The sequence below is a fragment of the Brevibacterium aurantiacum genome, from assembly GCF_900169065.1.
Taxonomy (GTDB): domain Bacteria; phylum Actinomycetota; class Actinomycetes; order Actinomycetales; family Brevibacteriaceae; genus Brevibacterium; species Brevibacterium aurantiacum.
Genome location: NZ_FXZB01000010.1, coordinates 13959 through 39646, shown reverse-complemented (window position 1 = coordinate 39646; position 25688 = coordinate 13959). Strand labels below are relative to the sequence as shown.

Below are 25688 nucleotides of genomic sequence, written 5' to 3'. Positions count from 1 at the left end.
GTTCTCATCGAAGTTCGTTCTTGGATCGAGGAGAACTTACCAACCGTTGGCCCCTTTTGGGAGGGGGAGTCCCGTACCTCAGCTCCTCGTCGCCTCAGCTCTCGGCCTGCGCTTGCATCGCCTTCCGTGGGGCATCGGGCCTTACTGGGATGATGAGGAGCAGGCCGATGAACAGCACGATGAGAATGCCCAGGGTTCCGGCCCGCTGGAAGCCGAAGATCGAGATCGAGACCGCGAACATGGCCGGGCCCAGGAAGCTCACGGCCCGACCAGTCGTGGCGTAGAGGCCGAAGTTCTCTCCGGCTCGTTCGGGCGGAGTGATCCTGGCCAGGAATGATCGGCTCGAGGCTTGCACCGGGCCGACGCAGAAGCTGAGCACGAGAGCACAGACCCAGAACACGGCTGCGGTATCGCTGAAGAGGATCGGCAGTCCGCCGATGAGGATGATGATGAGCCCGGCGATGATGACGGGCTTGGGTCCGAGCTTGTCATCGAAGACTCCGGCGATCATCGCTCCTGCGCCGGCGGCGACATTGGCGGCTACACCCAAGATGATGATCTCCGAGGCGGAGAAGCCGTAGCTGCCTGCCGCGAGAACCCCGGCGAAGGCGAAGATCGCGGCCAGGCCGTCACGGAAGACAGCCGAGGCGATGAAGAAGCGCAGCGTCTGGTGCTCCTCCTTCCACATCCGCACGAGGCGGCGGACGAGCGCGGCATAGTCGGCGATGAACGCCTTGACCGGATGCCCCTGTGCGGGGCTGGAGGCCTTGGCACTCGGCGCGGTGAGCAGCACCGGCAGAGCGAAGATCGCGAACCAGACCGCGGAGAGGGCGGCGACGACGCGGAATCTCATTCCGCCCTCATCACCGGCGTCGAAGAGTCCGACCTCGGGCTGGATGACGAGCACAAGCAGGATGACGAGGAGGACGAGGCCGCCGGCGTAGCCCATGCCCCAGCCGAAACCGGAGACCTTCCCGACGTTGTCAGGTTGGGTGATGCGGACCATGATGCCGTTGTAGGACACCTCGGCGAACTCGAAGAACACACTGCCCATGGCGATGAGGAGCAGACCCAGCCACAGATACTCGGGGGAGTCGCGGACGAAGAAGAGGCCGAACATCGTGAGGATGACGATCCCGGTGTGGACGCCCAGCCATAGCTTGTGCCGTCCCCCGGCGTCGGCCCTGGTGCCCACGGCCGGTGCCACGAGAGCGATGATCAGCCCGGCCGCGGCCGTCGACCAGCCGAGCGCCGACGAGCCTGCCTCCTCGGTCGCAGCCACGCTCTTCGTCAGATAGGGGGCGAAGACGAAGGTGATGATGACGGCATTGAAGGACGCCGAACCCCAGTCCCACAGCGCCCAGCTGAGAATTTTCGAACGTGACCCAGCGGCTGGCCTCGGATTTGTCTCCATGGCGCCACTGTACTGAAACATCGCCGGTGCAACCGCGGCTGACCGGGCCTGTCGCGCAAGGCAGAGCAGAGCAACGGATTGTGAATGCAGTGATTTTTCCGATAGTTTGCGGAGAATTACTTGATAGTGGCGGTGCTGTGCGGCAGAGTTGGTAGACGCTTACGTCCAATCGAACCGAAAGGTCCTATGACTGCCTCCGACGACAATGGGAACGGTGAGGCGGGGGGAACGCCCACCTCGGCGCCGGTAGATGATGCCCGCCGCCCGCATATGCTGTTCGAAGACCCCGAACCGATCAGGCTGCACCTGCCACACGATGTCTCGATCACCGATGATGACAGCGACGAGCAGATCACCGCCAAATTGCGTGCTCAGGGAGTGCGCATCGGCAAGGGAATGGTGGCTCCGGCCGTCTTCTGGCCTTCGCTGATCGCCATTCTTGGCGTTGCGCTGCTTGCGATCTTCCTGCCCGATGGCACCAGCACGGTCCTGACGAGCATCAACGATTGGATCGTCGCCGACCTCGGTTGGTACTACATGCTCGTCGTCGGCGGATTCGTCATCTTCTCCATTGTGATCGGATTCTCGAAGTTCGGGAAGATCACGCTCGGCCGCGACGGGGAGAAACCCGAGTTCGGAGTCTTCTCCTGGTTCGCCATGCTCTTCGCCGCTGGCATGGGCATCGGCCTGGTCTTCTACGGCGTCGGCGAGCCGCTGACCTATGCCACATCCGGCCCCAAGCCGGGATGGGACGGCAGCGAAGCGGATATCTCCAAGCTGGCGATGGCCCAAACCTTCATCCACTGGGGACTGCATCCTTGGGCGATCTACGCGGTGATCGGATTGGCGCTTGCCTACGCGATCCACCGTCGCGGACGTCCCGTCTCGATCCGCTGGGCGCTCGAGCCTCTGCTCGGGCACCGCGTCAAAGGGTGGATGGGCGATATCATCGACATCCTCGCCATCTTCGGCACCGTCTTCGGCATCGCGACCTCACTGGGGCTCGGCGTGCAGCAGATTTCGTCGGGGCTCCAGGCAATCGGGCTGGTCGGCGAGGTCGACAACACATTCCTGGTCATACTCATCGTCGTCATCACCTTCCTGGCGACCCTGTCCGTGATCTCGGGAGTGGGCGCGGGAATCAAGTGGCTGTCGAACATCAACCTGTCACTGGCGGGCCTTCTGCTCATCGCCGTGCTGCTGCTCGGCCCCACCCTGTTCCTGTTCCAGAACCTCATCGAATCCCTCGGCGTCTACCTGGCGAACTTCTTCAACATGACCTTCGACGTCGGTGCCTACACCGGCGAAGCAGGCGCCGAGTGGGCATCCAGCTGGACGATCTTCTACTGGGGCTGGTGGATCTCCTGGGCCCCGTTCGTCGGTGTGTTCATCGCCCGCATCTCGCGGGGACGCACCGTCCGGGAGTTCATCGCCGGCGTCCTCCTCGTGCCCACCGTGGTCGGATTCATCTGGTTCGCTGCACTCGGCGGCACGGGAATCTACCGACAGCTCTTCGGCGAGGGCGGCCTAGTCGACCCGGAAGAGGGAGTCGTGGCGGAGAAGGTGCTCTTCGATGTGCTCAGCTCCCTGCCGATGGGCAGCATCCTCTCTGTGATTGCCATCATCCTCGTGGCGATCTTCTTCACATCACCTCCTCGGACTCGGGATCGCTGGTCGTCGACATGCTGGCCTCCGGCGGACATCCGAATCCTCCGGTGTGGTCACGTGTGCTGTTCGCCGCACTCGAGGGCGCTCTGGCGATCGGACTGCTCCTGGCCGGCGGCCTCGGTGCTCTGCAGGCGGCCTCCCTGGCGACGGCGCTGCCGTTCAGCATCATCCTGATATTCATCGCGATCTCGATGGTGCGGGCGTTCCAGATCGAATCCGTCAGAGCTCGGGAGATCGAGACCGGTCAGCGTTACCATGAGGTCGGTGAGCACATCGCCGATGACTTCGACGAATACCTCGGCGACAAGGTCGATGCACGCATCGACTATCGGCTGTCACGGACCAAGGGTGTGTTGAATAGGGCACCCAAGGAGGAGAGGAAGCCCAAGGGCTCCCGATAGGGATCGTGCGGCAGAATCCAACGAAGCAGCAGAGGCGACCAGGTGATTGATCCTGGTCGCCTCTGCTGTCTGTGCTCGTGCAGGCCGCATGTTCGCGGAGAAGCGAGAATTCCCTGTACACGGCGGGGACCGCTTCTGTCGCCTGCCGGAGACCGAGTAGTCTGGGAGCAACCGAAAGCGCACCGAATCCACCGACCAAGGAGCCCATATGCCCATTGCAAGCCCCGAAGTGTATTCCGAGATGATCAACCGGGCGAAGTCTGAGGGCTTCGCCTACCCCGCGATCAACTGCACCTCTTCGCAGACGATCAACGCCGCCATCCGCGGCTTCGCAGAGGCCGGATCCGACGGCATCGTCCAGATCTCGACCGGTGGCGCCGAGTACATCTCCGGCCCGACGATCAAGGACCGAGTGCGCGGAGCCATCGCGTTCTCCGTCTTCGCCGCCGAGGTGGCCAAGAGCTACGACGTCAACATCGCCCTGCACACCGACCATGCCCCGAAGAAGGAGGTCGAAGAGTGGGTCAAGCCGCTGCTGGCTCTGTCGACCGAACGTGTGAAGAACGGCGGCGAACCCTACTTCCAGTCGCACATGTGGGACGGTTCGGCTGTTCCCCTCGCTGAGAACCTCGTCCTCGCCGAGGAGCTGCTCGAGCTCTCGGCGGCCGCCCACTCGATCCTCGAGATCGAGGTCGGCGTCGTCGGCGGCGAAGAGGATGGCGTTGAGAACGAGATCAACGACAAGCTCTACACCACGGTTGCCGACGGCCTGGCCACCGTCAAGGCTCTGGGCTCCGGCGAGAAGGGCCGCTACCTCACGGCTCTGACCTTCGGAAACGTCCACGGCGTCTACAAGCCGGGCAATGTGAAGCTGCGTCCCGAGCTGCTCGGTGAGATCCAGACCGATGTCGGCGCGCAGGTGGGCAAGGACAAGCCCTTCGACCTCGTCTTCCACGGCGGCTCGGGTTCGAGCGCAGAAGAGATCGCCGAGGCGGTTCGTCATGGAGTCGTGAAGATGAACATCGACACGGACACCCAGTACGCCTTCACCCGTCCCGTCGTCGAGCACATGTTCCGCAACTACGACGGCGTACTCAAGATCGACGGCGAAGTCGGGAACAAGAAGATCTACGACCCGCGTGCCTACGGCAAGGCAGCCGAAGCCGGCATGGCCGATCGCATCGTCGAGGCATGCCAGAACCTCGGCTCCGCAGGAACCAGCCTGAAATAGGCAGCACGCGCCGCAGCCCTGTCGCAACTTTGGAGTAGCTGCGGCGGTGCGGCGCAACAACCGCGCGGTACGACGAGAGGTCCGGGACGCCATTGTCCCGGACCTCTCGTCTATTCAATTGTGTCTACTCAGTTGTGCCTGGCAGCGGTGATCAGCCTTCCGAGACTTTCTCTCCCGCCGCCACCTTGGCGATGCGCGTATCCCAGAAGTCAGCGTTCCTGATGTTGAGCGCCTTGGGATCGAACACCGGATCCAGCCCCTGTTTCCTCTGACGTTCGAAGTCCCGAAGGAGCTTGAACGCAGGACCCTGCAGGATGAGGATCGCGATGATGTTGAGCCATGCCATGAGACCCACACCGATGTCGCCGAGTGCCCAGGCACTGCCGGAGGCCGACATCGCACCGACGGCGACTGCGACGAGGATGAGTACCTGCAGAACGCGCTTGCCGATGGTCAGCGCCAGGGGGTTCTTGATCCGACCCAGCAGGTAGACCAAGTTGGTCTCGGCCATGTAGTAGTAGGCGACGATGGTCGTCAGGGCGAAGAGGAAGATCGAGATCGCGATGAAGCTGGCGCCGAAACCGGAGATCATCGTGTCGAGACCGGCCTGCGGCCACTTCTCGCCCGGAGTCGCGGCGATCTCTTCGACCATCTGACCGCGCCCCGTGCCGATGATGGTGGTGCCGTCTTCGCCGAACACCTTGTACATGCCGGTGGAGAGGATCATGAACGCAGTTGCCGAGCACACGAACAGGGTGTCGATGTAGACCGACCCGGCCTGGACGAGACCCTGCTTCGACGGGTGCGAGACCTCGGCGGCGGCGGCCGCGTGAGGTCCGGTGCCCTGACCGGCTTCGTTTGAGTAGATACCGCGCTGGACACCCCACTGGACGGCCATGCCGATGATTCCGCCGAAGGCAGCCTCTGGTCCTGCGTCGATGCCGAAGGCTGAGGTGAAGACGAGCTGGAAGACCGGGATGATCTGTTCGGCGTTGATCAGGGTCACGGCGATCGCGGCAATGATATAGATGACGGCCATGAAGGGCACTGCCAGCGAAGCGAAGTGCGCGATGCGCTTGACGCCGCCGATGACGATAAAGCCCATGATGATGGCGAGGATGAGCGCAGTGATCCAGGTCGGAGTTCCCCAGGCGTTCTCAACGGCGCCGGAGATGGCGTTGGACTGGATGCCCGGGAGCATGAAGCTCATCGCCATGACGGTGACTGCTGCGAAGACCATGCCGTAGACCTTGAACAGGCCCTTGGCCTTGGTGTGGCGGTAGGCCTTCTCAATGTAGTAGGCCGGTCCACCGCGGTATTCACCGGTCTTGGGGTCCTGCTCCTTGAACACCTGGCCAAGAGTTGATTCGACGTAGGAGGTCGAGGCGCCGAGGAGCGCGGAGATCCACATCCACACGATGGCACCTGGTCCGCCGAAGCCGATGGCGGTGGCAACGCCGGCGATGTTGCCGACTCCGACTCGACCGGCCAGCGATATCGATAGGGCCTGGAACGAGGAGACTCCTTCATCGGAGCTCTTGCCGCGGAACATCTGGGTGAAGATCGCTTTGATCTGTCGGATCTGGACTGCGCGAGAGCGGATGGTGAAGTAGACACCGGCACCGAGGCACAGGTAGACGAGGGCAGAGGACCAGATGATGCCGTTGAGCCATTCGAGGACTGCGGACATGCTTCTCCTATCAGGGAGGCAAAAAGTGGAAACGAACATTCGGCGGGACCCGGCAGTGAGCCCGATCGAGCATTTTCATGGGCAATCAGCGACGAAAACGTGAGTTTTCTCTGTGATTGACCTCATAAGTCAAACGGATTGTGACCCGCGACGCAAATCCAGTGGTGTCGGCCCGGAAAATCAGCTCGGGCGCGGTCTTCTGAGCGGTCACCGCGAGGTTTCAAAGTGATGACAGAGTGGGCGGAGTCATACTATTCAGTTCACTATTTGGGACGGCGGCCGTAAGATGTGGTGCGGATCTCTCCGAGCAAAGACGACACGGAGAGCACTTTGGATGACAAGGAACACAATGAAACGTCGAACTGGTGCAAAGGCAGTGGCCATCGCCGCTGCCGGCGCTTTGCTACTCTCGGCATGCTCGACCTCGACCACCGGCAACGACGGTGAAGAGGGCGGTGGCTCCCTCACAGTGGGAACCACAGACAAGGTTGTCGCTCTCGACCCGGCCGGTGCCTATGACAACGGAAGCTCGCTCGTCGAGCAGCAGGTCTATCCGTTCATCCTGGCCTACAAGCCGGGAACCGCGGACCTCAATCCCTCCATCGCAGAATCGGCGGACTTCAGTGAGCCGACGAAGTACGAGGTCAAGCTCAAGGACGGGCTGAAGTATGCGAACGGAAACGAACTCACCTCCTCGGACGTGAAGTTCTCCTTCGATCGACAGCTGAAGATTCAGGATCCGAACGGACCGTCGTCCCTCCTCGGCGGCCTGGAATCAGTTGAGACTCCGGATGACTCCACGGTCATCTTCAACCTCAAGCGCAAGAACGACCAGACCTTCCCAGGTGTGCTGGCCAGTGCCGCAGGACCGATCGTCGACGAGGACGTCTTCGAGGCGGACAAGATCACTGAGAACCAGGACATCGTCGACGGCAAGGCCTTTGCCGGTCCCTACACGATCGACGGATTCAAGTTCAACGAACTCATCACCTACAAAGCCAACCCCGACTACAAGGGCTTCATCGAGCCGGCGAAGACCGAGACCGTGCAGATGAAGTACTACTCGGACGCCAACAACATGAAGCTCGACGTCCAGGAGAACACGATCGACGTGGCCTGGCGTTCGCTCTCGGCCACCGACGTCGAAGACCTCGGCAAGAACGAGGACCTCAAGGTGCACAAGGGCCCCGGCGGCGAGATCCGCTACATCGTCTTCAACATGGACACGATGCCCTTCGGTGCCAAGACCGACAATGCGGATGAGAAGAAGTCCCTGGCCGTGCGTCAGGCCATGGCCGACTCGGTGGATCGTCAGGCAATCGCCTCCCAGGTCTACAAAGACACCTTCACTCCTCTGTACTCGCATGTTCCCGATGGACTGCCGGGCGCCGACGAGCCGTTGAAGTCGGAGTACGGTGACGGTCAGGGCGGAGCCGATGTCGACAAGGCCAAGAAAGCCCTCAAGGATGCCGGCGTCAAGACACCGGTCACGCTCAACCTGCAGTACAACCCCGACCACTACGGTCCCTCCTCGGGCGACGAATACGCTCTGGTCAAGGATCAGCTGGACAAGACCGGGCTGTTCAAGGTCAACCTGCAGTCGACCGAATGGGTGCAGTACAGCAAGGACCGCACCGACGACGCCTACCCCATGTACCAGCTCGGCTGGTTCCCGGACTACTCGGATGCCGACAACTACCTGGTGCCGTTCTTCTATGACACCGACGAGACACCGAGCTTCCTGGCCAATCACTACCGGGATAAGACGATGAACAAGGAACTGAACGCTCAGTCCTCCATCGACGACAAGGGCAAGCGCGCAGACGCGCTGAAGAAGATTCAGGGTCAGCTGGCCGAAGAGCTGCCGACCCTGCCGCTGCTTCAGGGCAACCAGATCGCGGTCTCGGGCAAGGACGTCAAGGGCGTCGATGACACCCTTGACCCCGCGTTCCAGTTCCGGTTGGCGCTGCTGAGCAAGTGAGAGCGCGAACCACACACGTCGCCAACGACGTGAGAGTGCGCATGGCTACGCCGCGACGATCCATGACCTGATCGTCATTCGAGGTGCAGGTGAGCCGCCCGGCCCGCCTGCACCTCGTGGTGCGTTCGCATGGCATCCCAGCATGCCTGCGACCGCAACCCAGCGTGCCCGCAGCCGCATCCAGCGTGCCCGCGAACGCATTCAGCGTGTCTGCAACCGCATCCAGCGTGCCCGCACTCTGTGGCACCGAACAAGAACCACGTCGGCACTCGAGCTTTCTGAGCGTCGACGCCAGCAATGAAGGAACACATGTCTGCAGCCATCAGCGAACCAGGGGCAGAAGCCGCCGAGACCTCGGTCGCGGTGAAGAAGCCCTCGGGGGGCGGATTGGGACGCTACGTCGTCATCCGATTCCTCCTCATCATTCCCACCATCTTCATCCTCACCACTCTGGTCTTCTTCCTCATGCGCATCACCGGTGATCCGATCACCGCATCTCTGGGTGGACGCCTGACCAAGAGCCAGTTGGCCGAACGCATCCATGCCGCCGGCTACGACCGGCCGCTCCTCGTCCAGTACTTCGAATACATGGGCAATCTGCTCAAGGGCGACTTCGGCACCACGGTCTCAGACGGCCAACCCGTGTCGAGCATTCTGCTCAACTACGGCACCGCGACCATCGAGCTCGTCTTCTACGCCCTCATCGTCGCGTTCATCCTCGGCATCCCGCTGGGCATGCTCGCTGCCTACCACAGGGACAAGGCCCCCGACGCCGCGCTGCGCATCCTCGCGATCCTCGGCTACGCGACTCCCGTGTTCTTCGCGGGCATGATCCTCAAGCTGGTCTTCGGCGTCTTCCTGCCCATCCTGCCCGTGGCGGGTCGCGGCACCACCGAGACCGAATACATCATGTCGGGCGTGGTTGGGCCCACCCGGTTCTACATCATCGATGCGATCCGCATCGGCAACTTCGAGGTTCTCGGCGATGTGCTCGCCCACGCGGTCCTGCCCGCGATCGCCCTCGGCGTGCTCACGGCGGGAGTCTTCCTCCGCCTCGTGCGCACGAACCTCATCGGCACCCTGGGCCAGCAGTACATCGACTCCGGCCGGTCCCGCGGCATCTCCGAATACCGCCTGGTCACCAAACACGCCTACCGTCCCGCGCTGATCCCGATCATCACGGTCATGGGCATGCAGATCGCGCTCATGCTCGCCGGCGCCGTGCTCACGGAGACGACGTTCGAATGGAAGGGGCTGGGCTTCAAGCTCGCCGAATACCTCACCGCCCGTGACTTCGTGGCCGTCCAGGGAATCGTGGTCTTCCTCGCCATCATCGTGGCGCTGACCAACTTCCTCGTCGACGTCATCGCCGCCTTCATCGACCCCCGAGTGAGGTACTGATGTCCACTCCAGACAACACAGCCAAGAAGTCCTGGTTCTCCCGCCTCCCGATCGTCTCCCATCTTCGTCAGTCAGTGGGTCTGCAGCGAGGGATGCTCATCACGGGTCTCATCCTGTGCGGCATCGTCCTCATCTGCGCGATCTTCGCACCGCTGATCGCCCCCTACGGGTTCAACCAGCTGGGCACCTCCGAGGGCAACTTCGGATCGAAGCTGCCACCTGGCGGGACCCACATCTGGGGAACGACCGTCGGCGGCTACGACGTCTTCTCCCGTGTGGTCTGGGGAGCCCAGACCGCGGTGGCCGTCATCATCGTGGCCGTGATCATGTCACTCTTCGCCGGCGTGATCCTGGGACTCGTCTCGGGCTACCTCGGCGGTTGGCTCGACCGCATCCTCGTTGTCATCGCCGACGCGGTCTATGCCTTCCCGACCCTGCTGCTGGCGCTGGTCATGTCGATTGCGATCTCCGGCGGTCAGTCGAGTGCCTGGGGCGGCATCGCCGCGGCCGCGTTCTCGATCACCGTGGTCTTCATTCCGCAGTACTTCCGCGTCGTCCGCGCAGAGACCCTGCGCCTGAAGGCAGAGCCCTTCGTCGAATCGGCGATCGTGCTCGGTGCTTCGAAGACCCGGATCATCTCAAAGCACATCTTCCGGAATGCCACCCGTACTCTGCCGCTGATCTTCACCCTCAACTCCTCCGAGGCGATTCTGACTCTGGCCGGACTCGGGTTCCTGGGCTTCGGAATCGAACCCACCTCGGCGTCGGAATGGGGCTATGACCTCAACAAGGCACTGCCCGACGTGACCAGCGGCGTGTGGTGGACCTCGGTCTTCCCAGGCTTGGCGATCGTGCTGACCGTTTTGGGCATCACCCTCGTCGGCGAGTCGATGAACGACCTCAACGACCCGCGTCTGCGGGTGCGTCGCAAAGCCAAGGGCGCCAAGACAGCGAAGGCCGCGAAGGCCGGCTCATCGTCGAGCATCAATGAGACCGCGGAGGCCAAGTGATGAATGAGAACGTGAAAGACAACAGCACCGACGGCTCGGACAGCGCGGCCGGCTCGGACAGCACAGCCAGTCGGGCGAAGAGCATCCTCGACATCGACGGGCTCGACGTCACCTTCTCCACCGACGGCGGCGACGTCCACGCGGTGAAGAACGTGACCCTGTCGGTCACCCCAGGGGAGGTGCTGGCCATCGTGGGCGAATCCGGCTCCGGCAAGACCGTGACGGCACGCAGCATCCTCGGACTCCTGCCCGAAACCGCACAGCGGTCGGGCGTCGTCATCGTCTCCGGCAAGGACGTGCTCAGCGTCTCCGGGGAGCAGCTGCGCAAGCTGCGCGGAACCGATGTGTCGATGGTCTTCCAGGAACCCTCGACGGCGCTCAACCCCGTCTACACCGTGGGGTGGCAGATCGCCGAGGGCCTGCGGGCCCACCACAAACGTGCGAGCAAGGCCGAGCTCAAGGCCAAGGTCATCGCCGCGATGGAGCAGGTCGGGATTCCCGATGCGCAGAACCGCTTCGACTACTATCCGCATCAGTTCTCCGGTGGGCAGAAGCAGCGCATCGTCATCGCCATGGCGCTGGCGCTGGGCGCCGAACTCATCGTCGCCGACGAGCCGACGACGGCTCTCGACGTCACCGTCCAGGCCGAGATCCTCGACCTGCTGCGGGACCTGCGCGATGAGACAGGGACCGCGATCGTGCTCATCACCCACAACATGGGTGTCGTCGCCGACCTCGCCGATCGGGTGGCCGTGATGTATCGCGGTGACCTCGTCGAGGTGTCCTCGGTCAAGCAGCTCTTCAGTGACCCGAAGGAGCAGTACACGCGTGACCTCCTCGGCGCTGTTCCTCGCCTGGGATCGACGGTTGCCGGCAGCCGCAAGGCCGCTGCCGCCGAAGAGCGGGCCGGTGGCTCGAGCGCGACGGCAGGTGGCGACGGGAAGGCCACCGCCACCTCGGCGGGGGAGGGGCCTGACTCCGGCACGCCACGAGACGAACGAGAATCCATCGTCGTGGCGCGAAACCTCGACATCGTCTACCCGGGAGGGTTCGGGCGATCGGACTTCCAGGCGGTGTCCTCGGTCAGCTTCGACATCAAGGCCGGCGAGGTCTACGGACTGGTCGGCGAATCCGGCTCGGGCAAGACCACAATCGGGCGTGCCATCGCCGGCCTGACCAGGGCCAGCGGAGGCAGCCTCAAGGTGCTCGACCACGAGATGGTCGGGTTCAAGGAGAAGGCGTTCTCCCCTATCAGGCGCCGGATCGGGTTCGTCTTCCAAGACCCGGCGGCCTCCTTCAACCCGCACCTGACGATCGGTGAGTGTGTGGCGGAGCCGTTCGCCATCCACAAGCGAGACATGACGGCTAAGGACCGTGAGAAGAGAGTCCTCGAACTCCTCGACTCGGTGCAGCTGCCCAGCGCCTACGCTGCCAGGTACCCGCACGAGCTCTCAGGCGGCCAGCGTCAGAGAGCCTCCCTGGCACGCGGACTGGCCCTCGACCCGGAACTGCTCATCGCTGATGAACCGACCTCGGCGCTGGACGTGTCGGTGCAGGCCAAGGTGCTCGAGCTGTTCGTCGAACTGCAGAACAGGTTCGACTTCGCGGCCCTGTTCATCAGCCACGACCTGGCCGTCGTCGATATGCTCTCCGACCGCATCGGCGTGCTCTTCCACGGTGAACTGTTGGAAGAGGGCACGGGCGAGAAGGTGCTGGGGTCGCCGAGCAACGACTACACCAAGCGGCTTATCGCATCGCTGCCCGTGCCTGACCCGGATGAGCAGGCAAAGCGCCGCGAACTGGCCCGCAGCCTGCGCACCACCGTCGGCTGAGCAGGCCGCTGGTCGAGCGGGGCCGCGGTCGGCTCTGGAGACAAAAGATACCCGAAGGGACTAATCACGCACGGCGCCGCGCGTGATTAGTACCTTCGGGCGAAAATAGTGACCTGGGCAGCGCCGCTGGTGTCTGCGGCCCGGGTGTCTGCCGACCGGCCGGACTCAGGCCTTGTCGTCGGAGATGAAGTCGAGCATGCCTGCCTGGCTGATCGGCAGCGCCATGAGGCGGTCGAGCTCCTCGCTGCTGGGATCGAGTCCCAGGATGCGCAGTGAGTACTGGGTGAAATCGCGCTCGATGACATCGGGCGTGAGGTCGCCGGTGGGGCGGTACCAGAGCGAGAGCGAGTTGCAGATCGAGTGGATCGCACGTGTGACCAGCGGTGCGCTGTCGACGCGGAACGTTCCGTCATCGATGCCTGATTGGACGATGTCGCCCATGATGACTCGCGCCTCGCGCTGGAGTTCTTTGACGCGGGCGGCATTGTCGCCGGTGAGTCGTTCGGTGTCGCGCAGCAGCACTGTGGACACGGAGACGTTCTCCATGCGGTACCGGGCGAGGTAGCGCACGGCCACGGTCAGCTGCTCGGTGGGATCATCGCCCACCTCGGCGATGGCGGCCCGGCTGTGCTCGCTGTACCAGGTGTATGCAGTGTGCACGAGCTCGTACAGAGCTTCCTGCTTGGAGGGGAAGTAATAGTAGAGTGCGGACAGGCTCAGTCCGGCGGCCTGCGCGATATCGCGGATGGAGGCGCCGTCGAAGCCCTTGGCAGCGAAGGTGTCCCGAGCTGAGCGGAGGATGTTGTTGCGGCCGTTGGCTGATCTCACGGTGCTTGGGCTCCTTGGCGGTCGGATATCGAACAATCTTTCACTTGCCAACCGAGAATACATCACGTTGGCCTGAGAATCGCCGCTTCCGCCCAGAATTCGGGGATCTGCGCCCTGCGGAATGGTGATCCGAACCCGGCTCTTCCGATGGTAGAGAGGTGCCCCAGGAGTCCGAATCGCAGTTGAACGTGACAACGACGCCACGATCAACGTGACAGCGATCACTCCAGAATCTGGAATTATCAAGTTTTCAACCATGTTGTTCGAACGTGGGCGCACCGCAGTGGACTGCTGTGTGCCGAACGCCCAAGAACAGAATTATCTGACATTGCATCTTGCCATCGAACAGAGGACGGACATGCTCAACATCGCCATCATTCCCGGAACTTCACGCCCACAGGCACTCAACCCACAGGTCGTCGCCTGGGCCAAGGACCAGCTGGCCGGCCGCGAGGACGTGCGCGCCGAGGTTGTCGACTTCGGTGAGTTCAACCTGCCGCTGCTCGACGAGGTCATTCCGGCTGGCGCGAACATGTACCAGAACGATCACACCAAGGCCTGGGGCGCCAAGCTCAACGAGTTCGACGCCTTCATCTTCGTCACCCCTGAGTACAACCACTCGATCTCCGGATCGCTGAAGAACGCCCTGGACTTCGTGGCCAGCGAGTTCAACCACAAGGTCGCCGGCATCGTGAACTACGGTGCCGACAAGGGTGTGCGTGCCGCCGAGCACCTGCGCCACATCCTTGCCAACTACAAGCTCGCTGTTGTCCGTGACCAGGCCTCCTTCAGCCTCTTCACCGACTTCGCCGATGGCGTCTTCACCCCGACCGAGGTCTCGGCGACTCCGTTTGCTTCGATGGCCGATGACCTCGTGGCCTGGGGCGAGGCACTGAAGTCCGTGCGCGAGGATTCCGCCTCCGAAGAGCAGGCAGCCTGACCGTCATCAGCGCACTCTGCGGATGAGGCAGTCCCTCCCCAGCAGCTGATACGCCCGAAGCCCGCCGCACCGAATGGTCGGCGGGCTTCGTCGTGTCCGGACCCGACGGGCTTGCGTTAAAGTCGAACCAACTCAAACGTTCACGCCAGTCATGCGAAGGATACTTATGGATCTCAACAGCACAGTCGCACTCGTCACCGGCGGAGCCTCCGGGCTCGGCCGGGCCACCACGGAACGGCTCCTGGCCGCCGGCGCTCAGGTCGTCATGGTCGACCTCAACGCCGAGGTGGGTCAGCAGGTGGCATCGGAACTGGGCTCCAGCGCCCATTTCGTCTCCGCCGACGTCACGAACGAAGAGCAGGTTCAGGCCGCCGTCGACATGGCGACCGGTCTCGGGCAGCTGCGCGTGGTCGTCAACTGCGCGGGAGTTGCGACTCCGGGCAAGCTCGTCTCGCGCAAGGGCCCACTGGCCTTGGACGCGTTTTCGAAGGTGCTCAGCATCAACGTCGTGGGCACGGTCAACGTGTGCCGCCTCGCCGCTGCCGCGATGCAGGCGCAGGAGAATGTGGGTGAGGAACGCGGCGTCATCGTCAACACCGCTTCGGTCGCGGCCTTCGACGGTCAGATCGGACAGATCGCCTACTCCGCGTCCAAGGGCGCAATCGCCTCGGTGACGCTGCCGATGGCGCGCGAACTCGCCTCCTCACAGATCCGTGTCGTGACGATCGCGCCGGGCATCTTCGAGACCCCGATGATGGCCGGTCTGCCCGAAGAGGCCCAGGAGTCTCTGGCGAAGTCGATTCCCCATCCGTCTCGGCTGGGCAAGCCCGCCGAGTACGCGCAGCTCGTCGAATCGATCGTCGCCAACCCGATGCTCAACGGTGAGACCATTCGCCTCGACGGCGCCATCCGCATGGCCCCGAAATGATCTGAGCCCAATCGCTGCGTCGTCGAAGAGCGACAGCAGCACAGCGGGGCCCGGCGAGCGAACGCCGGGCCCCGCTTCTGGTCTTTGCTTCGGAGTTCGGCCCTCGCCGCTCAGCGCCGTTCGTTTACGAGCAGGGCCAATTGCACGCGGGTGCTGACGTCGAGTTTGTAGAAGATGCGCGCCAGATGGGTCTTCACCGTGGCCGTGGAGACGAACAGCGCCCGCGCCACCTGTGCGTTCGTCATCCCCTGAGCGACCGCCTCGGCGATCTCCCGCTCTCGTGTGGTCAGGGGCTCCAAAGGATCAGGTCCGATCGGGACACTGTTCCAATTCGAAGCACCGGCCACCCCTGTCGCCGAGGTGGTGTCTCGACCCAGCAGAGACTCGACCGCGCTGGGTGACAAGGTTCGTGTGCCGTTCGCGGCTGCCCGAACCGCGTGGATGAGATCTTCTGGCGGAGTGTCCTTGAGGATGTAGCCGGCCGCTCCCGAGCGCAGTGCCTGAAGCACGAATTCATCGGTGCCGAAGGCCGTGAGGATGAGAACCTCCGGATGAAGAGTCTGAGCCATGAGGGCACGGGTGGCCTCGAGCCCGTCCATGACGGGCATGCGGATGTCCATGAGAATGAGGTCTGGACTCAGCTCTCGGGCAAGTTCGATGGCCTCGGCACCGTTGGCAGCCTCGGCGATGATGTCGATGTCATCGGCCGCGCCGAGGAGCAGGCGCAGACCCGAGCGCATGAGGGACTCGTCGTCGGCGATGATGACTCTGATGCTCATGCGCTGATCTCTTCCGTGTTCTGGACGGGGATGCGAGCTCGCAGTTCGAAGTCAGGATAGTGGCTGACTTCGAGGTCACCGCCCATCGCCTCCACCCTCTCCTTGATGCCCAGAATCCCCAGGCCGGAGCCGGCGATGTACTGCTTGCGGTGGGGTTCGCCGTGTGCCGGGGCGCCGAGGAGGCTGTCCGGGTAGTGATTGTGCGCGGTCATCGTGATATATCGAACGGCGTCGCCGCCCTCGCCGCCGATGGTGATGGTGAGCATCTCACCGAGCGCGTGTTTGAGAGCATTGGTCATGGTCTCTTGGACGAAGCGGTAGATCGTCATTCGTTCGAGGCTGCCCAGGGCGTGCAGTGATTCGGAGGTGAGCGGTTCAGAGTAGATCAGAGTCACCGACTCCGGGCGATCGGCGACGAGGCGGTCGAGATCGGGGTCGATCACTGTGCCTTGGTCGTCTCCGCGCAGCATCGTCAGGACCTCTCGCAGCTCGATTCCCGAGCGGCGGGCGCTGCTGGCGATGAGTCGGGCGCTTTCGTGGACGGACTCGGGGTCGAGGTCTCGCCTGACAGACAGTGCACCGGAGTACATGGCGATGACGCTGAGGTGGTGCGAGAGCGAGTCGTGCATGTCGCGGGCGATGCCGCGGCGCACCTCAGCGACGGCACGGTCCTGGCGCGAGCGTTCGCGCAGAAGTGTCTGCGCGGCGGTGTCGATGAGCCCCTGTTCGCGGGATCCGCGGATGACGCCGATGACGACGATCATTGCGTAGACGGTTCCGTTGACGAGGAACAGCGGAAGTTCGAACGCTCCGACCGCCGTCGGGGTGAGCGTGTACGTCAGACCCTGGGAGATGATCGCGGCAGCGAGGCAGGTGAAGTCGAGTGACCAGCTGCGTCGGGACGTGAGGGTGATGAGGATGAGCAGTCCGGCGAACGCGCCGAGGACGCCGATCGTACCGGTGACGATGCCGAGGAATCCGACCGCCACCGGAACCCAGCCGCCGGGCCGACGCTGCAGGGACTCGACGGAGTCGTCCGAGGCGAGGAATTCTACGCCGCCGCGACCAGTGCTCGTGAGGAAATCACGCAGCTTTTCTGCCGCAATCACCTTGGGGCGCAGGGATCTGCGGGGGATCGTCCGTCCGTCGAAGGCAAGGACGACGGGCAGGCAGGCCAAAGAGATGATGCCGAAGAATATGTGGATGAACAGTTCGGCACCGAGCGCTCCGGTGCGGGCACCCGCCTCCTCGAAATCCGGCCATTCGGTTCCGACGATGACGATGAGCGCGAACACGCCGATGGCCGCCGAGATGCCTGTCCAAAGCAGGACATGCATCAGAGAGCTGCGGCCGGAAGGAGGAGTCACAATTCGACACTACCTGTCGCCGCTCGCCGGTGCTGTCCTCCGAAAGGATGAGATCATTCGAACCGATGACCGAGCGCTCCCGCCGAGGTGGTGCGAAAGGCTGGAGACATGTCAACGGATTTCATTCGCCAGTTCAGATCGCAGCCGCAGCACAGGTGGTACAGCCCGCTGCTCGTCGTCGTCCTCACCGCAGTCTTCTATGGGGTCGGCCTGATCATCCAGTTCGGAGGGTTCCTCGTCTGGGCACTGATCGTCATCGATGGTGGAAATGGTGACTTCGACTCCCTCGCCGAGACCATGGTCGACTTCAACACGCTCAATGGAATCGTCAACGGTCTGATCACCGTCATCCTCATGTGGCCGGCAGCGGAACTGGCCACACGCATCGTCTATCGCCGGTGGTTCTGGTCGATGATCTCGGTCGGCCGCGGACCTTCCTATAGTGGGGCGGTCGGCCGCGGACTTCGCTGGGGTCTGCTCGGTCGGTACATGCTGCTCGGTCTGCCCGTGTGGGGGATCGCTGCGGTCGTGCTAATCGTCTTCTCACCGGGGGCGATGGGGGACCTGACTTCCGGCGTGCAGTGGGACGGCCGCGTCGCCGCCATGCTCGTCGCAGTTTTCCTGCTCGTGCCGTTCCAGGCCGCCGCCGAGGAGGTCATCTTCCGTGGTCTGGCGATGAACGTCATCGGCAGCTGGCTGAAGCACCCCGCCTGGGCCGTGCTCATCCCTGTCCCATTCTTCGTCTTCGGCCACCTCTACGACCTGCCGGGACTCATCGATGTCGGCATCTTCGCAGTCATCGTCGGCGTCCTCACCCTGTACACGAACGGACTGGAGGTCGGCATGGCCTTCCATATCGTCAACAACATCTTCGCCCTGGGACTCGGGGTCCTCTCCGGTGCCGACATGAATGCGACGAGCGGACCGGCGATCGAGACCGTCATCTCGATCAGCGTCCCGATCGTGTTCGCAGTACTCGTTGTCCTCGACACCCGACGCCGGCAACGCACCGAGGAAAGCAGAGAAGAACGTGGAAACAGGAAAGCGAACCAACAGACGAATTCGGATCTCCCGACGACCACGCGGGTCTGCACAGTGGGCCGCGCACACGATCACCGGGAACCCCGTGCTTGAGCAGCTCGCGGGAATGATCGCGATCCTGGTCCTGCTCATCATCGGTGCCTTCGCAGCAGGCTTCATCGACACTCGTCTGCCCCGGGGCTTCAGCCTGAAGGGCTCGACGGCCGATGGCCCCCGATGAGGGGAGCAGGGTTCAGTGGGAGTCCGGCAGCGTCGTCAGGCAGCGGTCGACGAATTCGTCGGGCGTGAGATCGGCTAGGCGGGCGGCTTCCTCAATGCGGCGGACTGATTGCGGGGACAGCTCAGAAACTGCCTTCGCGGACAGATCAGAGTCCGCTTCGCCGAGATCCGTCTGTGGCTCAACTGCCGCGGATTCGGGTTTCAGCAGCAGTGAGGAGACGGGCACTACGACGACCCCCAGGGCTGCGAGTATCCAGACGATTCCGATCAGCCGAGTCAGCCACTCGTAGTCCCACGCAGACTGGAACCAGATTGAGATCAACGACAGCGCGCAGCCGAGAGCGATGAGACAGAGGGTGATCGACAGTGCGATCCTGACCGTCCACGACCGGTTCGAGACCAACAGCAGGATGAGCGAAGCGACGGAGGTGCAGGCGGAGAGAAGGCAGGCCGTGACGAGCAGCTTCCAAGGGAGGTCAACGTCGTAGGGCTCTGCCCAGACGAACCAGAGGGCCAGCGCCAGAGCGAGGACGGCCAGTCCGATGGTGATGACGCCGAACTGCTTGCCGCGCCTGCCGATCAGTGTCGCCCCGCAGAATGTTGCAACGCTGAAGACTCCCGTCAGCGCCGTCGTGGCGAGGACCTGGTACGCGATCTCCGACTCGATGTCGCCGAGGAGGACGATGATCCCGCCCAGCGCCGCGAGACTGAAGGTCGTGACGATCGCCATGACGATCGCTCGTCGGAGGCTTTGGGCCAATGCGCTCGGGGCCTGGTGTGCCATCGGGGGCCGATCCTTCCGAAGGATTGTCTGGGCAGCACCATCATTATCCCATCGGAGCATCAGTAAGCCCTTCACGAGGTGGGCAACGTGGCCTTGACCTCGAATCCGCCCTCAGCAGTCGGACCCACCTGCAGCGTTCCGTCGAGTGCTTCGACCCTCTCGCGCATGCCTTTGAGGCCGAATCCTCCGCCGAGGTGGCCCTCGTCGGGCTGGCCCGAGCCCGGGTGATTCGTTCCTGAGTCGGTTGAACCCGGAACCCCGTTGACGACACTGACCGACAGCTGCCACTCATCGGTGCGAACGGACACCCTCACTGGTGCGCCGGGAGCATGGCGCAGAGCGTTCGACAGTGCTTCCTGGACGAGGCGGAAAGCGGTCAATCCGGTCGTCGGGTTGATCTCGATCGGCTCCGCAGAGAATTCGAGTTCAACCTCGGCGCCCGAACCGCGGGTGGCCTCGACGAGGTCGGGAATGTCATCGATCATCGGCTGCGGAGCCAGATCGGCATCGCGGCCACCGCGCAGAATCGCCAGCAGACCGCGCATCTCATTGAGTGCCTGCCGAGCCGAGCCGGCGATCGAATCGAACTCGTCAACGCTTCGGGTATCGAGTTCGGGCAGTCGGTAGCGGGCCGTGGTGGCCTGGACGCTGATGACGGACATGCTGTGCGCGACGACGTCATGGAGTTCCTGGGCGATCCGGTTGCGTTCCTCGAGCTCTTGACGCTTGGCCAACTGCTCGGCACTGAGCTGGCGCTCCGTGGCCAGCTGGGTGCGTCCGCGGATCCACAGATTGCCGATCACCGCGACGATCGAGATTCCGGCAGTGAGTGAGACCGTCGTGATGACATTTGCCAGCGCCCCCGACAGTCCTCCCGCATGGGGCATGGTCAGGCTCAGCGCGCCGAGCACTGTGGACAGCGACCACAGGATGACGAGGTGGAGCCAGCTGTGCCGCATCCCGATGATGAGGTGGAGGAAGAGCAAAGCCAAGATTGACGTCACTGCCCACGGCCAGACCTCCCCTGTGACGTCCGCAGTGAGGACGATTCCTGCAGCGGAGGAGACGAGGCCGAGGACGATGGCCGGGATCGGTTTGCTCACGGCAAGCACCAAGGCCCCGCTCGAGGTGAGCGCGAGGAGCATTGCAACGACCGCTGGCATTCCGTAGACAACCGCCGTTACCGGCCATCCGATGGCCACGAGCACCACGCCCACGAAGATGCTCATCAGCCAGAACCAGCCCTCGCCGGCGGAGCGCGTCAGGAACGAGTTGGCTGCCGGTGACACCAGGACTGTCGATCCCGACGAAGTCGCCGAAGCAGCCCCCATCGGATCGTGGCCCCATGCGTCACCGGCTCGTGCTTTTCCCGCCGAGGTGGCCCCATCGTGACCGGGCGCCAGACCTGCCGTAATCGCCGCGATCTCCAACCGGGCCATGGCGTGCAGGACGAAGGGGAACGTGACGAGGAGGATGAGTCCGGAGATGAACTGGAAGGTCGCCTCGGCGCCGAATCCCAGATCCACCAAGGGGGTGTCGTTCCACCAGGCTGCGATGAGGCTGATGAGATCGGTGTTGTCGTAGGGGAGGAATCGTCCCCAGAAGAAGTAGGTGATCCCACCCAGGGCACCGAAGAACCAGGGGATCACCACAGAGAAGGTGAAGAGCCGGATCGGCAGCGCGAAGACCATTTCGAAGAGCAGGTCGAGCCAGCGCCGTCCCTCGGCCATGACACCGAACCACCCGCTGATTCCGCGTCCGCGGGGACGATGGACAACCTCGGCGATGGGGGCTCCCCACTGCCGGGCACGGGCCCGGGACAGGTTTGCGAATCCGGTCGCGACGTAGAGCGTCAGCGGCAGGAGCAGGGCGCCGATCCAGATGACGATGGTCGCGATGGACACCGAGAACAGCGCGATGAGCGCGACGAACCCGATGAGGGAAATGAAGAAACCGGGAAGGATGAGGACACTGTCGCGCCCCAGATTGTGCCACATCCGCGACCACCACGATCGGGTGATGGGCGGTGTATCAGCAGGACGGGGCACGGTCTCAGAATACGTGCTCGGCCAAGTGGCCGCATCGGTGGGAGAGGTTTCGAGGGTCGGGTTCATTTTCGGATTCCTTGTTCGTTGAGCGTCAGTGTGTGCGGCTCTGGTGAGCGGAGGGCAGGAACGTTGGTTGGGACGTGCTCGGGGGCGTATGCGTCGTCGAGGTGATTCGACGCGGTCAGTGATGCTGCAGCGGACGGCATCTTCGCCTCGAGGACGCGGGGATGGAACTGGGAGAGCATCCAGACGCCGCCGATCCCTCCGACCGCGGCGAGCAGGAGGAGGCCGATGGCCATGGGGGTAAGGCCCGTGTATTCGCCGAAGAAGGCGGCGCCGATGGCCACCGCCACGATCGGGTCGATGACGGTCAGACCGGCCAGAACCGTCTCTGGAGGGCCTGAGGCGTAGGCAGTCTGGACCAGCCAGAATCCCACCGCCGAGGCGAGGGCCACGGCTGCCAGCACCATCCACCACCGCGCGCCCATGAGGTCGAACTCGGGGAGTCCGCCAGCCACGACCGTGCGGGCGAGCACATGTGTCGCGGCGGCGACCGTGCCGAAGATGATGCCGGTCATGATGACGCGTGGAATGTGCCCGGCCCGACTGAGTGCGAAGAGCGCGCCGAAGACGCTGAGGGCGATGAGGAGTGCCAGCAGCCACGTCACCGATTCCTCGGTGGCGACGAGTTCGTGGGAGAACTGCGCCGAGGTGGTCACGAAGGCGAAGATCGAGAACATCGTCACCCCGATGCTGATGAGCAGTGGGGCACCGAGCTGCAAGCCGAAGTACCGGCGGCTGATGAGCGCGGCGAAGACGAGGGAGATCGCACCGATGGGTTGGACGATGGCGACCGGCCCGAGGCCCAGTGCGATGACATTGAGGACGGTCACCATGCCCATGAGTCCCAGGCCTGTGATCCAGGTGGCTCGGCGTTTGGGTCCGGGTGTCATGGTGGCGACGGCGTACTGCTGGAAGTGGGTGCCGAGTGCCAAGCAGAAGGCTGCGACCGTGGCGAGGATTATCGCTGTGATGATCATGGTGTGCACGCTAAGGACCTGGTGTCATGGGGCGCATCATACGAAGGAGTGATTGTGCAGGCGGGGGAGTGCTACTTTCGGATGAAATCGGCCCTGGTGGGGAGGTTTCCGCCTGATTTCACGGGCTTTCGAGGGTCCACCGTGGTGCGGGTCGGGTAGCGTGAGAGCATGCCAGAAGCAGGAGTGCCAGGGGCAAGTCCCGCACCAGGGTCGACGCCGAGTCCCGCACCAGGGTCGATTGCGCGCGACGGGGTTCCGCCGCCCTCGTCCGAGACGACGCGCGTCGCCATCGTCGATGACCAGGCCATGGTCCGCCAAGGATTCGGAGCTCTCCTCGATGCACAGCCGGACATGAGTGTCGTCGGCAGTGCCGAGGACGGTTCGCAAGTCGTCGACCTCGTGCGCAGAACCGCACCCGACGTCATCCTCATGGACATCCGGATGCCGAAGCTCAACGGTCTCGATGCCACTCGGGCCGTGTTCTCGATGCCCGGCGAGCACCCGAAGATCATCATGCTCACCACCTTCGACGCCGATGAGTACGTGTTCTCAGCACTGCGCGCAGGGGCCAGCGGCTTCCTCCTTAAGGACGCCACCGCAGAAGACATGATCACCGCCGTGCGCGTGGTCGCCGAGGGGCAGTCGCTGTTGGCGCCGTCCGTGACCCGCCGACTCATCTCCGAGTACGTGAGCGGACCCAAGATCGCCAAGGACACCGCCGTGCTCGGGCAGCTCACCGACCGTGAGATCGACGTCATGACCCTGGTGGCCAAAGGCCATGCCAACGCCGAGGTGGCTGAGCACCTGTTCCTGGCCGAGCAGACCGTGAAGACCCACGTGTCGCGGATCCTGTCCAAGCTGGGCCTGCGCGATCGCACCCAGATCGTCGTCGCCGCCTACGAATCGGGCCTGGTCGTCGCCGGGAGCTGAATGGCTCGGCACTCAACCTCCGTGCGTGAAGGCTCGGCGCCTTAAACCTCCGTGACGTCACTAATTGCACCCGCGTGCTGACTACCTTCATATCGGACACTGTTCGCAGTGGTTTATCGGACAGTGTCCGTACTGACTTATCTGACACTCAGGTGGGTTTCTTGAACGATTCGACTCCCGATGGGAGGTGCTTACGGTCTCTGTTGACGAATCTGCCGACCTTGCTGATGTTGTATTGCCTGAGTAGAGGAAGATCGAGCGTCGCGACGAGTTCACCGTGCGGGATGAGATAGAACTCGAGGTGTCCGCCATGATCAGTGATGGGCACCTGGTGCCCTGTCCAGGGTGAACCGAACACGATTACATGCTTACGGAACTTGAAGTGACCGCCACAGTGAAGGGCTCGAACCGAGTACTGGAAACTGAGGTGGCCCCGATCATCGGTCGTGGTGTATCGATCGAGCAATGCCAGACCTGAGTTGCACAGGTTTAGTTACCCTGGCGGAGTCAAGGTGATTGGCCAGTCGGTAGCGCGTCGAGGAGTTCCCTCGCCGCCGGCGGGATATCTGGGGCGAACGTGATCTCCTGATCACCAATGACGCCAGTGAACTCCCGCAACGGACGCAACGTCGTGATGATCTTCTTCAACGACACCCCGGACGCGTCTTGCATAAACCTCGCCACACCCAAAGCAGTGAACACGACTGTCAGGTGAGCCTCGATCGCGTCCCGGGTCCGGTGAAACATCGGCCTGGCATCGAGATCTGTCTTCGACATCCGAAACGACTGTTCGACATGCCAGAGGTCGTGATAGCTGCCGATGACCTCCCTTGCCGGCATGATGGTCTTTGGAATATTGGTGACGTATCCCTTGAACCCGGACAGCTTCATCGCCCGGTCATAGGCCTTCTCGTCGAAGACCTTCTCCGCTCCCTTGGTTTTGACGAACCTCGCTGATTTCGGTTGCGAGTCTCCCTCGATGATGCTGATAGCTCGGTTGCGCTGCAGATTCAGAGTCTGTTCGTCACGCATCGCTCTCTTGCGTCGGTACTGCCACACCGCCCGCCACGCATCCGGAAACGACTCCGCGTCCCAGACGGGTTCCGACCTCGTTTTTGTTCGGTGTGGGTCAAGTCGTTTCTGGCCACGAGGAGTGATCGTATCGATGACGGTCTGGTCATCGGCCCACTCGCCGTTCCAGTGGAAATACGTTGCCAGGTCGTGCGGGGCCTTGACCTGCCTGGAACCAACAATGAACCGCAGGCCTGCGTCATCGAGTTCTTTTAAGTTCTTCGACGAGAGCATTCCGGCATCGGCAGCCACGACCATGTCCGATACTTGGTGGCGGTCTTGGAAGCGTTTGATCACGGGAATGATCGTGTGGGTCTCTGCTTTGTTGCCTTCGAAGCACCCGATCTCTAACGGGAACCCTGTTCGATCAACGAGGAGTCCCGTCCGACAACGATCTGTGGGTCGACTCGACGTTCTTTGGAGTATCCGACTTTTCGCAGACTGTCTTCTTTCTCTGCCTCGAAGTACAGGGTAGTGACGTCGTAGAGGAGGAGACTGATCCCGGTCGTAGCCACTGAGTAGTCGAAACACTTCGCTGCGATCTGGTCGCGATAGTTGTGGTCGCGGGCGCGTTTGAGACACGTCAGGAACGTGTTGCGGTGGACAGTATCGACACCGAGCTCGGAAAGGACTCTCACGCTATCGGATTTCGAGGTGGGTTCGATCAGGCGGGCGAGGACGAGTTGGAAGAAGGCTTCGTCATCGACGGTATCAAAGCCCAAACGCTCGTAGGCGGCACGGATCGTATCGACGATGACTTGTGACCGGCTGGACTTCACGACCGCGGGGGCCGTGGCGGGTTTGTCGGTGTGGTCGAAGTCGAGGACACCTTGTCCGGGGTGGAGTTTGTCGCGGCCAAGAGCCATGAGTGCTGCGAGTTCCTCGGGAGTGTGGGCAGAACCGAGGTGCTCGACGATGCGGTAGCGTCCACCTGTTTTGTCAGCGATCTGCACTGCGGTGGCCCCGGACGCTGTGGGGACCTTACGCACGAATGGGCTCATGGACCCATTTTAGTGTCGAATTTAGTTACCCAAAAGCGCGAGTGATAACTCCCTTACCAGCACAAACATTCCACGACACCGTGA

Annotated in this window: 19 protein-coding genes and 2 pseudogenes; 11 read left to right on the top strand and 10 right to left on the bottom strand. The window is 63.0% G+C overall.

What is annotated here, in order from left to right; all coding sequences use genetic code 11:
- Window positions 1-94: 94 nt before the first annotated feature.
- The gene (locus tag BAUR9175_RS08275) at window positions 95-1414 is read right to left on the bottom strand and encodes an MFS transporter (RefSeq protein WP_009881793.1); all 1320 of its coding nucleotides are present in this window, start codon (window positions 1412-1414) and stop codon (window positions 95-97) included.
- A gap of 270 nt (window positions 1415-1684) precedes the next feature.
- Between BAUR9175_RS08275 and BAUR9175_RS08270 the strand changes: the two are divergent.
- Window positions 1685-3483 (top strand): annotated as a pseudogene (locus BAUR9175_RS08270) (BCCT family transporter).
- 208 nt (window positions 3484-3691) lie between these two features.
- Window positions 3692-4714: a class II fructose-bisphosphate aldolase gene (gene fbaA, locus BAUR9175_RS08265; protein WP_009881791.1), complete on the top strand. Its 1023-nt coding sequence runs from the start codon at window positions 3692-3694 to the stop codon at window positions 4712-4714.
- A gap of 151 nt (window positions 4715-4865) precedes the next feature.
- Here the strand turns inward: fbaA and BAUR9175_RS08260 are convergent, their stop codons facing one another.
- Window positions 4866-6404 (bottom strand): alanine/glycine:cation symporter family protein, encoded by a 1539-nt coding sequence (locus tag BAUR9175_RS08260; protein WP_101583468.1) that lies wholly within the window; start codon window positions 6402-6404, stop codon window positions 4866-4868.
- Window positions 6405-6753: 349 nt separating this feature from the next.
- Between BAUR9175_RS08260 and BAUR9175_RS08255 the strand changes: the two genes are divergently transcribed.
- From BAUR9175_RS08255 to BAUR9175_RS08240, 4 genes are all read left to right on the top strand, one after another.
- Window positions 6754-8385 carry an ABC transporter substrate-binding protein gene (locus tag BAUR9175_RS08255; RefSeq protein WP_069601028.1) on the top strand — a complete coding sequence of 544 codons (1632 nt, stop codon included), beginning with the start codon at window positions 6754-6756 and terminating at the stop codon, window positions 8383-8385.
- Between the two features lie 309 nt (window positions 8386-8694).
- Window positions 8695-9786, top strand: coding sequence for an ABC transporter permease (locus BAUR9175_RS08250; RefSeq protein WP_009881787.1), 1092 nt, complete (start codon window positions 8695-8697; stop codon window positions 9784-9786).
- Window positions 9786-10796: an ABC transporter permease gene (locus tag BAUR9175_RS08245; protein ID WP_101583466.1), complete on the top strand. Its 1011-nt coding sequence runs from the start codon at window positions 9786-9788 to the stop codon at window positions 10794-10796. The genes BAUR9175_RS08250 and BAUR9175_RS08245 overlap by 1 nt, the downstream gene beginning before the upstream one ends.
- Complete coding sequence (locus BAUR9175_RS08240; RefSeq protein ID WP_257944295.1) at window positions 10796-12628, top strand: dipeptide ABC transporter ATP-binding protein; 1833 nt, start codon at window positions 10796-10798, stop codon at window positions 12626-12628. The genes BAUR9175_RS08245 and BAUR9175_RS08240 overlap by 1 nt, the downstream gene beginning before the upstream one ends.
- 165 nt (window positions 12629-12793) lie before the next feature.
- Here BAUR9175_RS08240 and BAUR9175_RS08235 read toward each other — a convergent pair whose 3' ends face one another.
- The gene (locus BAUR9175_RS08235; protein WP_009881784.1) at window positions 12794-13456 is read right to left on the bottom strand and encodes a TetR/AcrR family transcriptional regulator; all 663 of its coding nucleotides are present in this window, start codon (window positions 13454-13456) and stop codon (window positions 12794-12796) included.
- 358 nt (window positions 13457-13814) lie between these two features.
- Between BAUR9175_RS08235 and BAUR9175_RS08230 the strand changes: the two genes are divergently transcribed.
- Window positions 13815-14396: an NADPH-dependent FMN reductase gene (locus BAUR9175_RS08230; protein ID WP_101583531.1), complete on the top strand. Its 582-nt coding sequence runs from the start codon at window positions 13815-13817 to the stop codon at window positions 14394-14396.
- A 166-nt stretch (window positions 14397-14562) separates the two neighbouring features.
- Window positions 14563-15324 (top strand): 3-hydroxyacyl-CoA dehydrogenase, encoded by a 762-nt coding sequence (locus tag BAUR9175_RS08225; RefSeq protein ID WP_101583464.1) that lies wholly within the window; start codon window positions 14563-14565, stop codon window positions 15322-15324.
- 110 nt (window positions 15325-15434) lie between these two features.
- Here BAUR9175_RS08225 and BAUR9175_RS08220 read toward each other — a convergent pair whose 3' ends face one another.
- Entirely contained in the window at window positions 15435-16103 is a 669-nt protein-coding gene (locus tag BAUR9175_RS08220; protein ID WP_009881780.1) for a response regulator, read from the bottom strand.
- Window positions 16100-17470 carry a sensor histidine kinase gene (locus BAUR9175_RS08215; RefSeq protein WP_241211304.1) on the bottom strand — a complete coding sequence of 457 codons (1371 nt, stop codon included), beginning with the start codon at window positions 17468-17470 and terminating at the stop codon, window positions 16100-16102. Before BAUR9175_RS08215 ends, BAUR9175_RS08220 begins: the two co-directional genes overlap by 4 nt.
- Before the next feature lie 108 nt (window positions 17471-17578).
- Between BAUR9175_RS08215 and BAUR9175_RS08210 the strand changes: the two genes are divergently transcribed.
- Both BAUR9175_RS08210 and BAUR9175_RS19670 read left to right on the top strand, forming a co-directional pair.
- Window positions 17579-18604 carry a CPBP family intramembrane glutamic endopeptidase gene (locus tag BAUR9175_RS08210; RefSeq protein ID WP_069601021.1) on the top strand — a complete coding sequence of 342 codons (1026 nt, stop codon included), beginning with the start codon at window positions 17579-17581 and terminating at the stop codon, window positions 18602-18604.
- Window positions 18597-18731 (top strand): hypothetical protein, encoded by a 135-nt coding sequence (locus BAUR9175_RS19670; RefSeq protein ID WP_257784996.1) that lies wholly within the window; start codon window positions 18597-18599, stop codon window positions 18729-18731. Before BAUR9175_RS08210 ends, BAUR9175_RS19670 begins: the two co-directional genes overlap by 8 nt.
- Window positions 18732-18743: 12 nt before the next feature.
- Here BAUR9175_RS19670 and BAUR9175_RS08205 read toward each other — a convergent pair whose 3' ends face one another.
- From BAUR9175_RS08205 to BAUR9175_RS08195, 3 genes are all read right to left on the bottom strand, one after another.
- A complete protein-coding gene (locus tag BAUR9175_RS08205) occupies window positions 18744-19514 on the bottom strand; it encodes a hypothetical protein (protein ID WP_069601020.1) in 771 nt (256 codons plus the stop codon).
- 71 nt (window positions 19515-19585) lie between these two features.
- Window positions 19586-21628 (bottom strand): sensor histidine kinase, encoded by a 2043-nt coding sequence (locus tag BAUR9175_RS08200; RefSeq protein WP_096157652.1) that lies wholly within the window; start codon window positions 21626-21628, stop codon window positions 19586-19588.
- Complete coding sequence (locus BAUR9175_RS08195) at window positions 21625-22602, bottom strand: DMT family transporter (protein ID WP_069601018.1); 978 nt, start codon at window positions 22600-22602, stop codon at window positions 21625-21627. The genes BAUR9175_RS08200 and BAUR9175_RS08195 overlap by 4 nt, the downstream gene beginning before the upstream one ends.
- A gap of 168 nt (window positions 22603-22770) precedes the next feature.
- Here BAUR9175_RS08195 and BAUR9175_RS08190 point away from each other — a divergent pair, with 168 nt between their 5' ends.
- Window positions 22771-23532: a response regulator gene (locus BAUR9175_RS08190; protein WP_083248870.1), complete on the top strand. Its 762-nt coding sequence runs from the start codon at window positions 22771-22773 to the stop codon at window positions 23530-23532.
- Window positions 23533-23680: 148 nt separating this feature from the next.
- Here BAUR9175_RS08190 and BAUR9175_RS08185 read toward each other — a convergent pair whose 3' ends face one another.
- Both BAUR9175_RS08185 and BAUR9175_RS08180 read right to left on the bottom strand, forming a co-directional pair.
- Window positions 23681-23890 (bottom strand): hypothetical protein, encoded by a 210-nt coding sequence (locus BAUR9175_RS08185; RefSeq protein WP_125178427.1) that lies wholly within the window; start codon window positions 23888-23890, stop codon window positions 23681-23683.
- Window positions 23891-24039: 149 nt separating this feature from the next.
- A pseudogene (locus tag BAUR9175_RS08180) lies at window positions 24040-25604 on the bottom strand (IS1634 family transposase).
- Window positions 25605-25688: the final 84 nt, after the last annotated feature.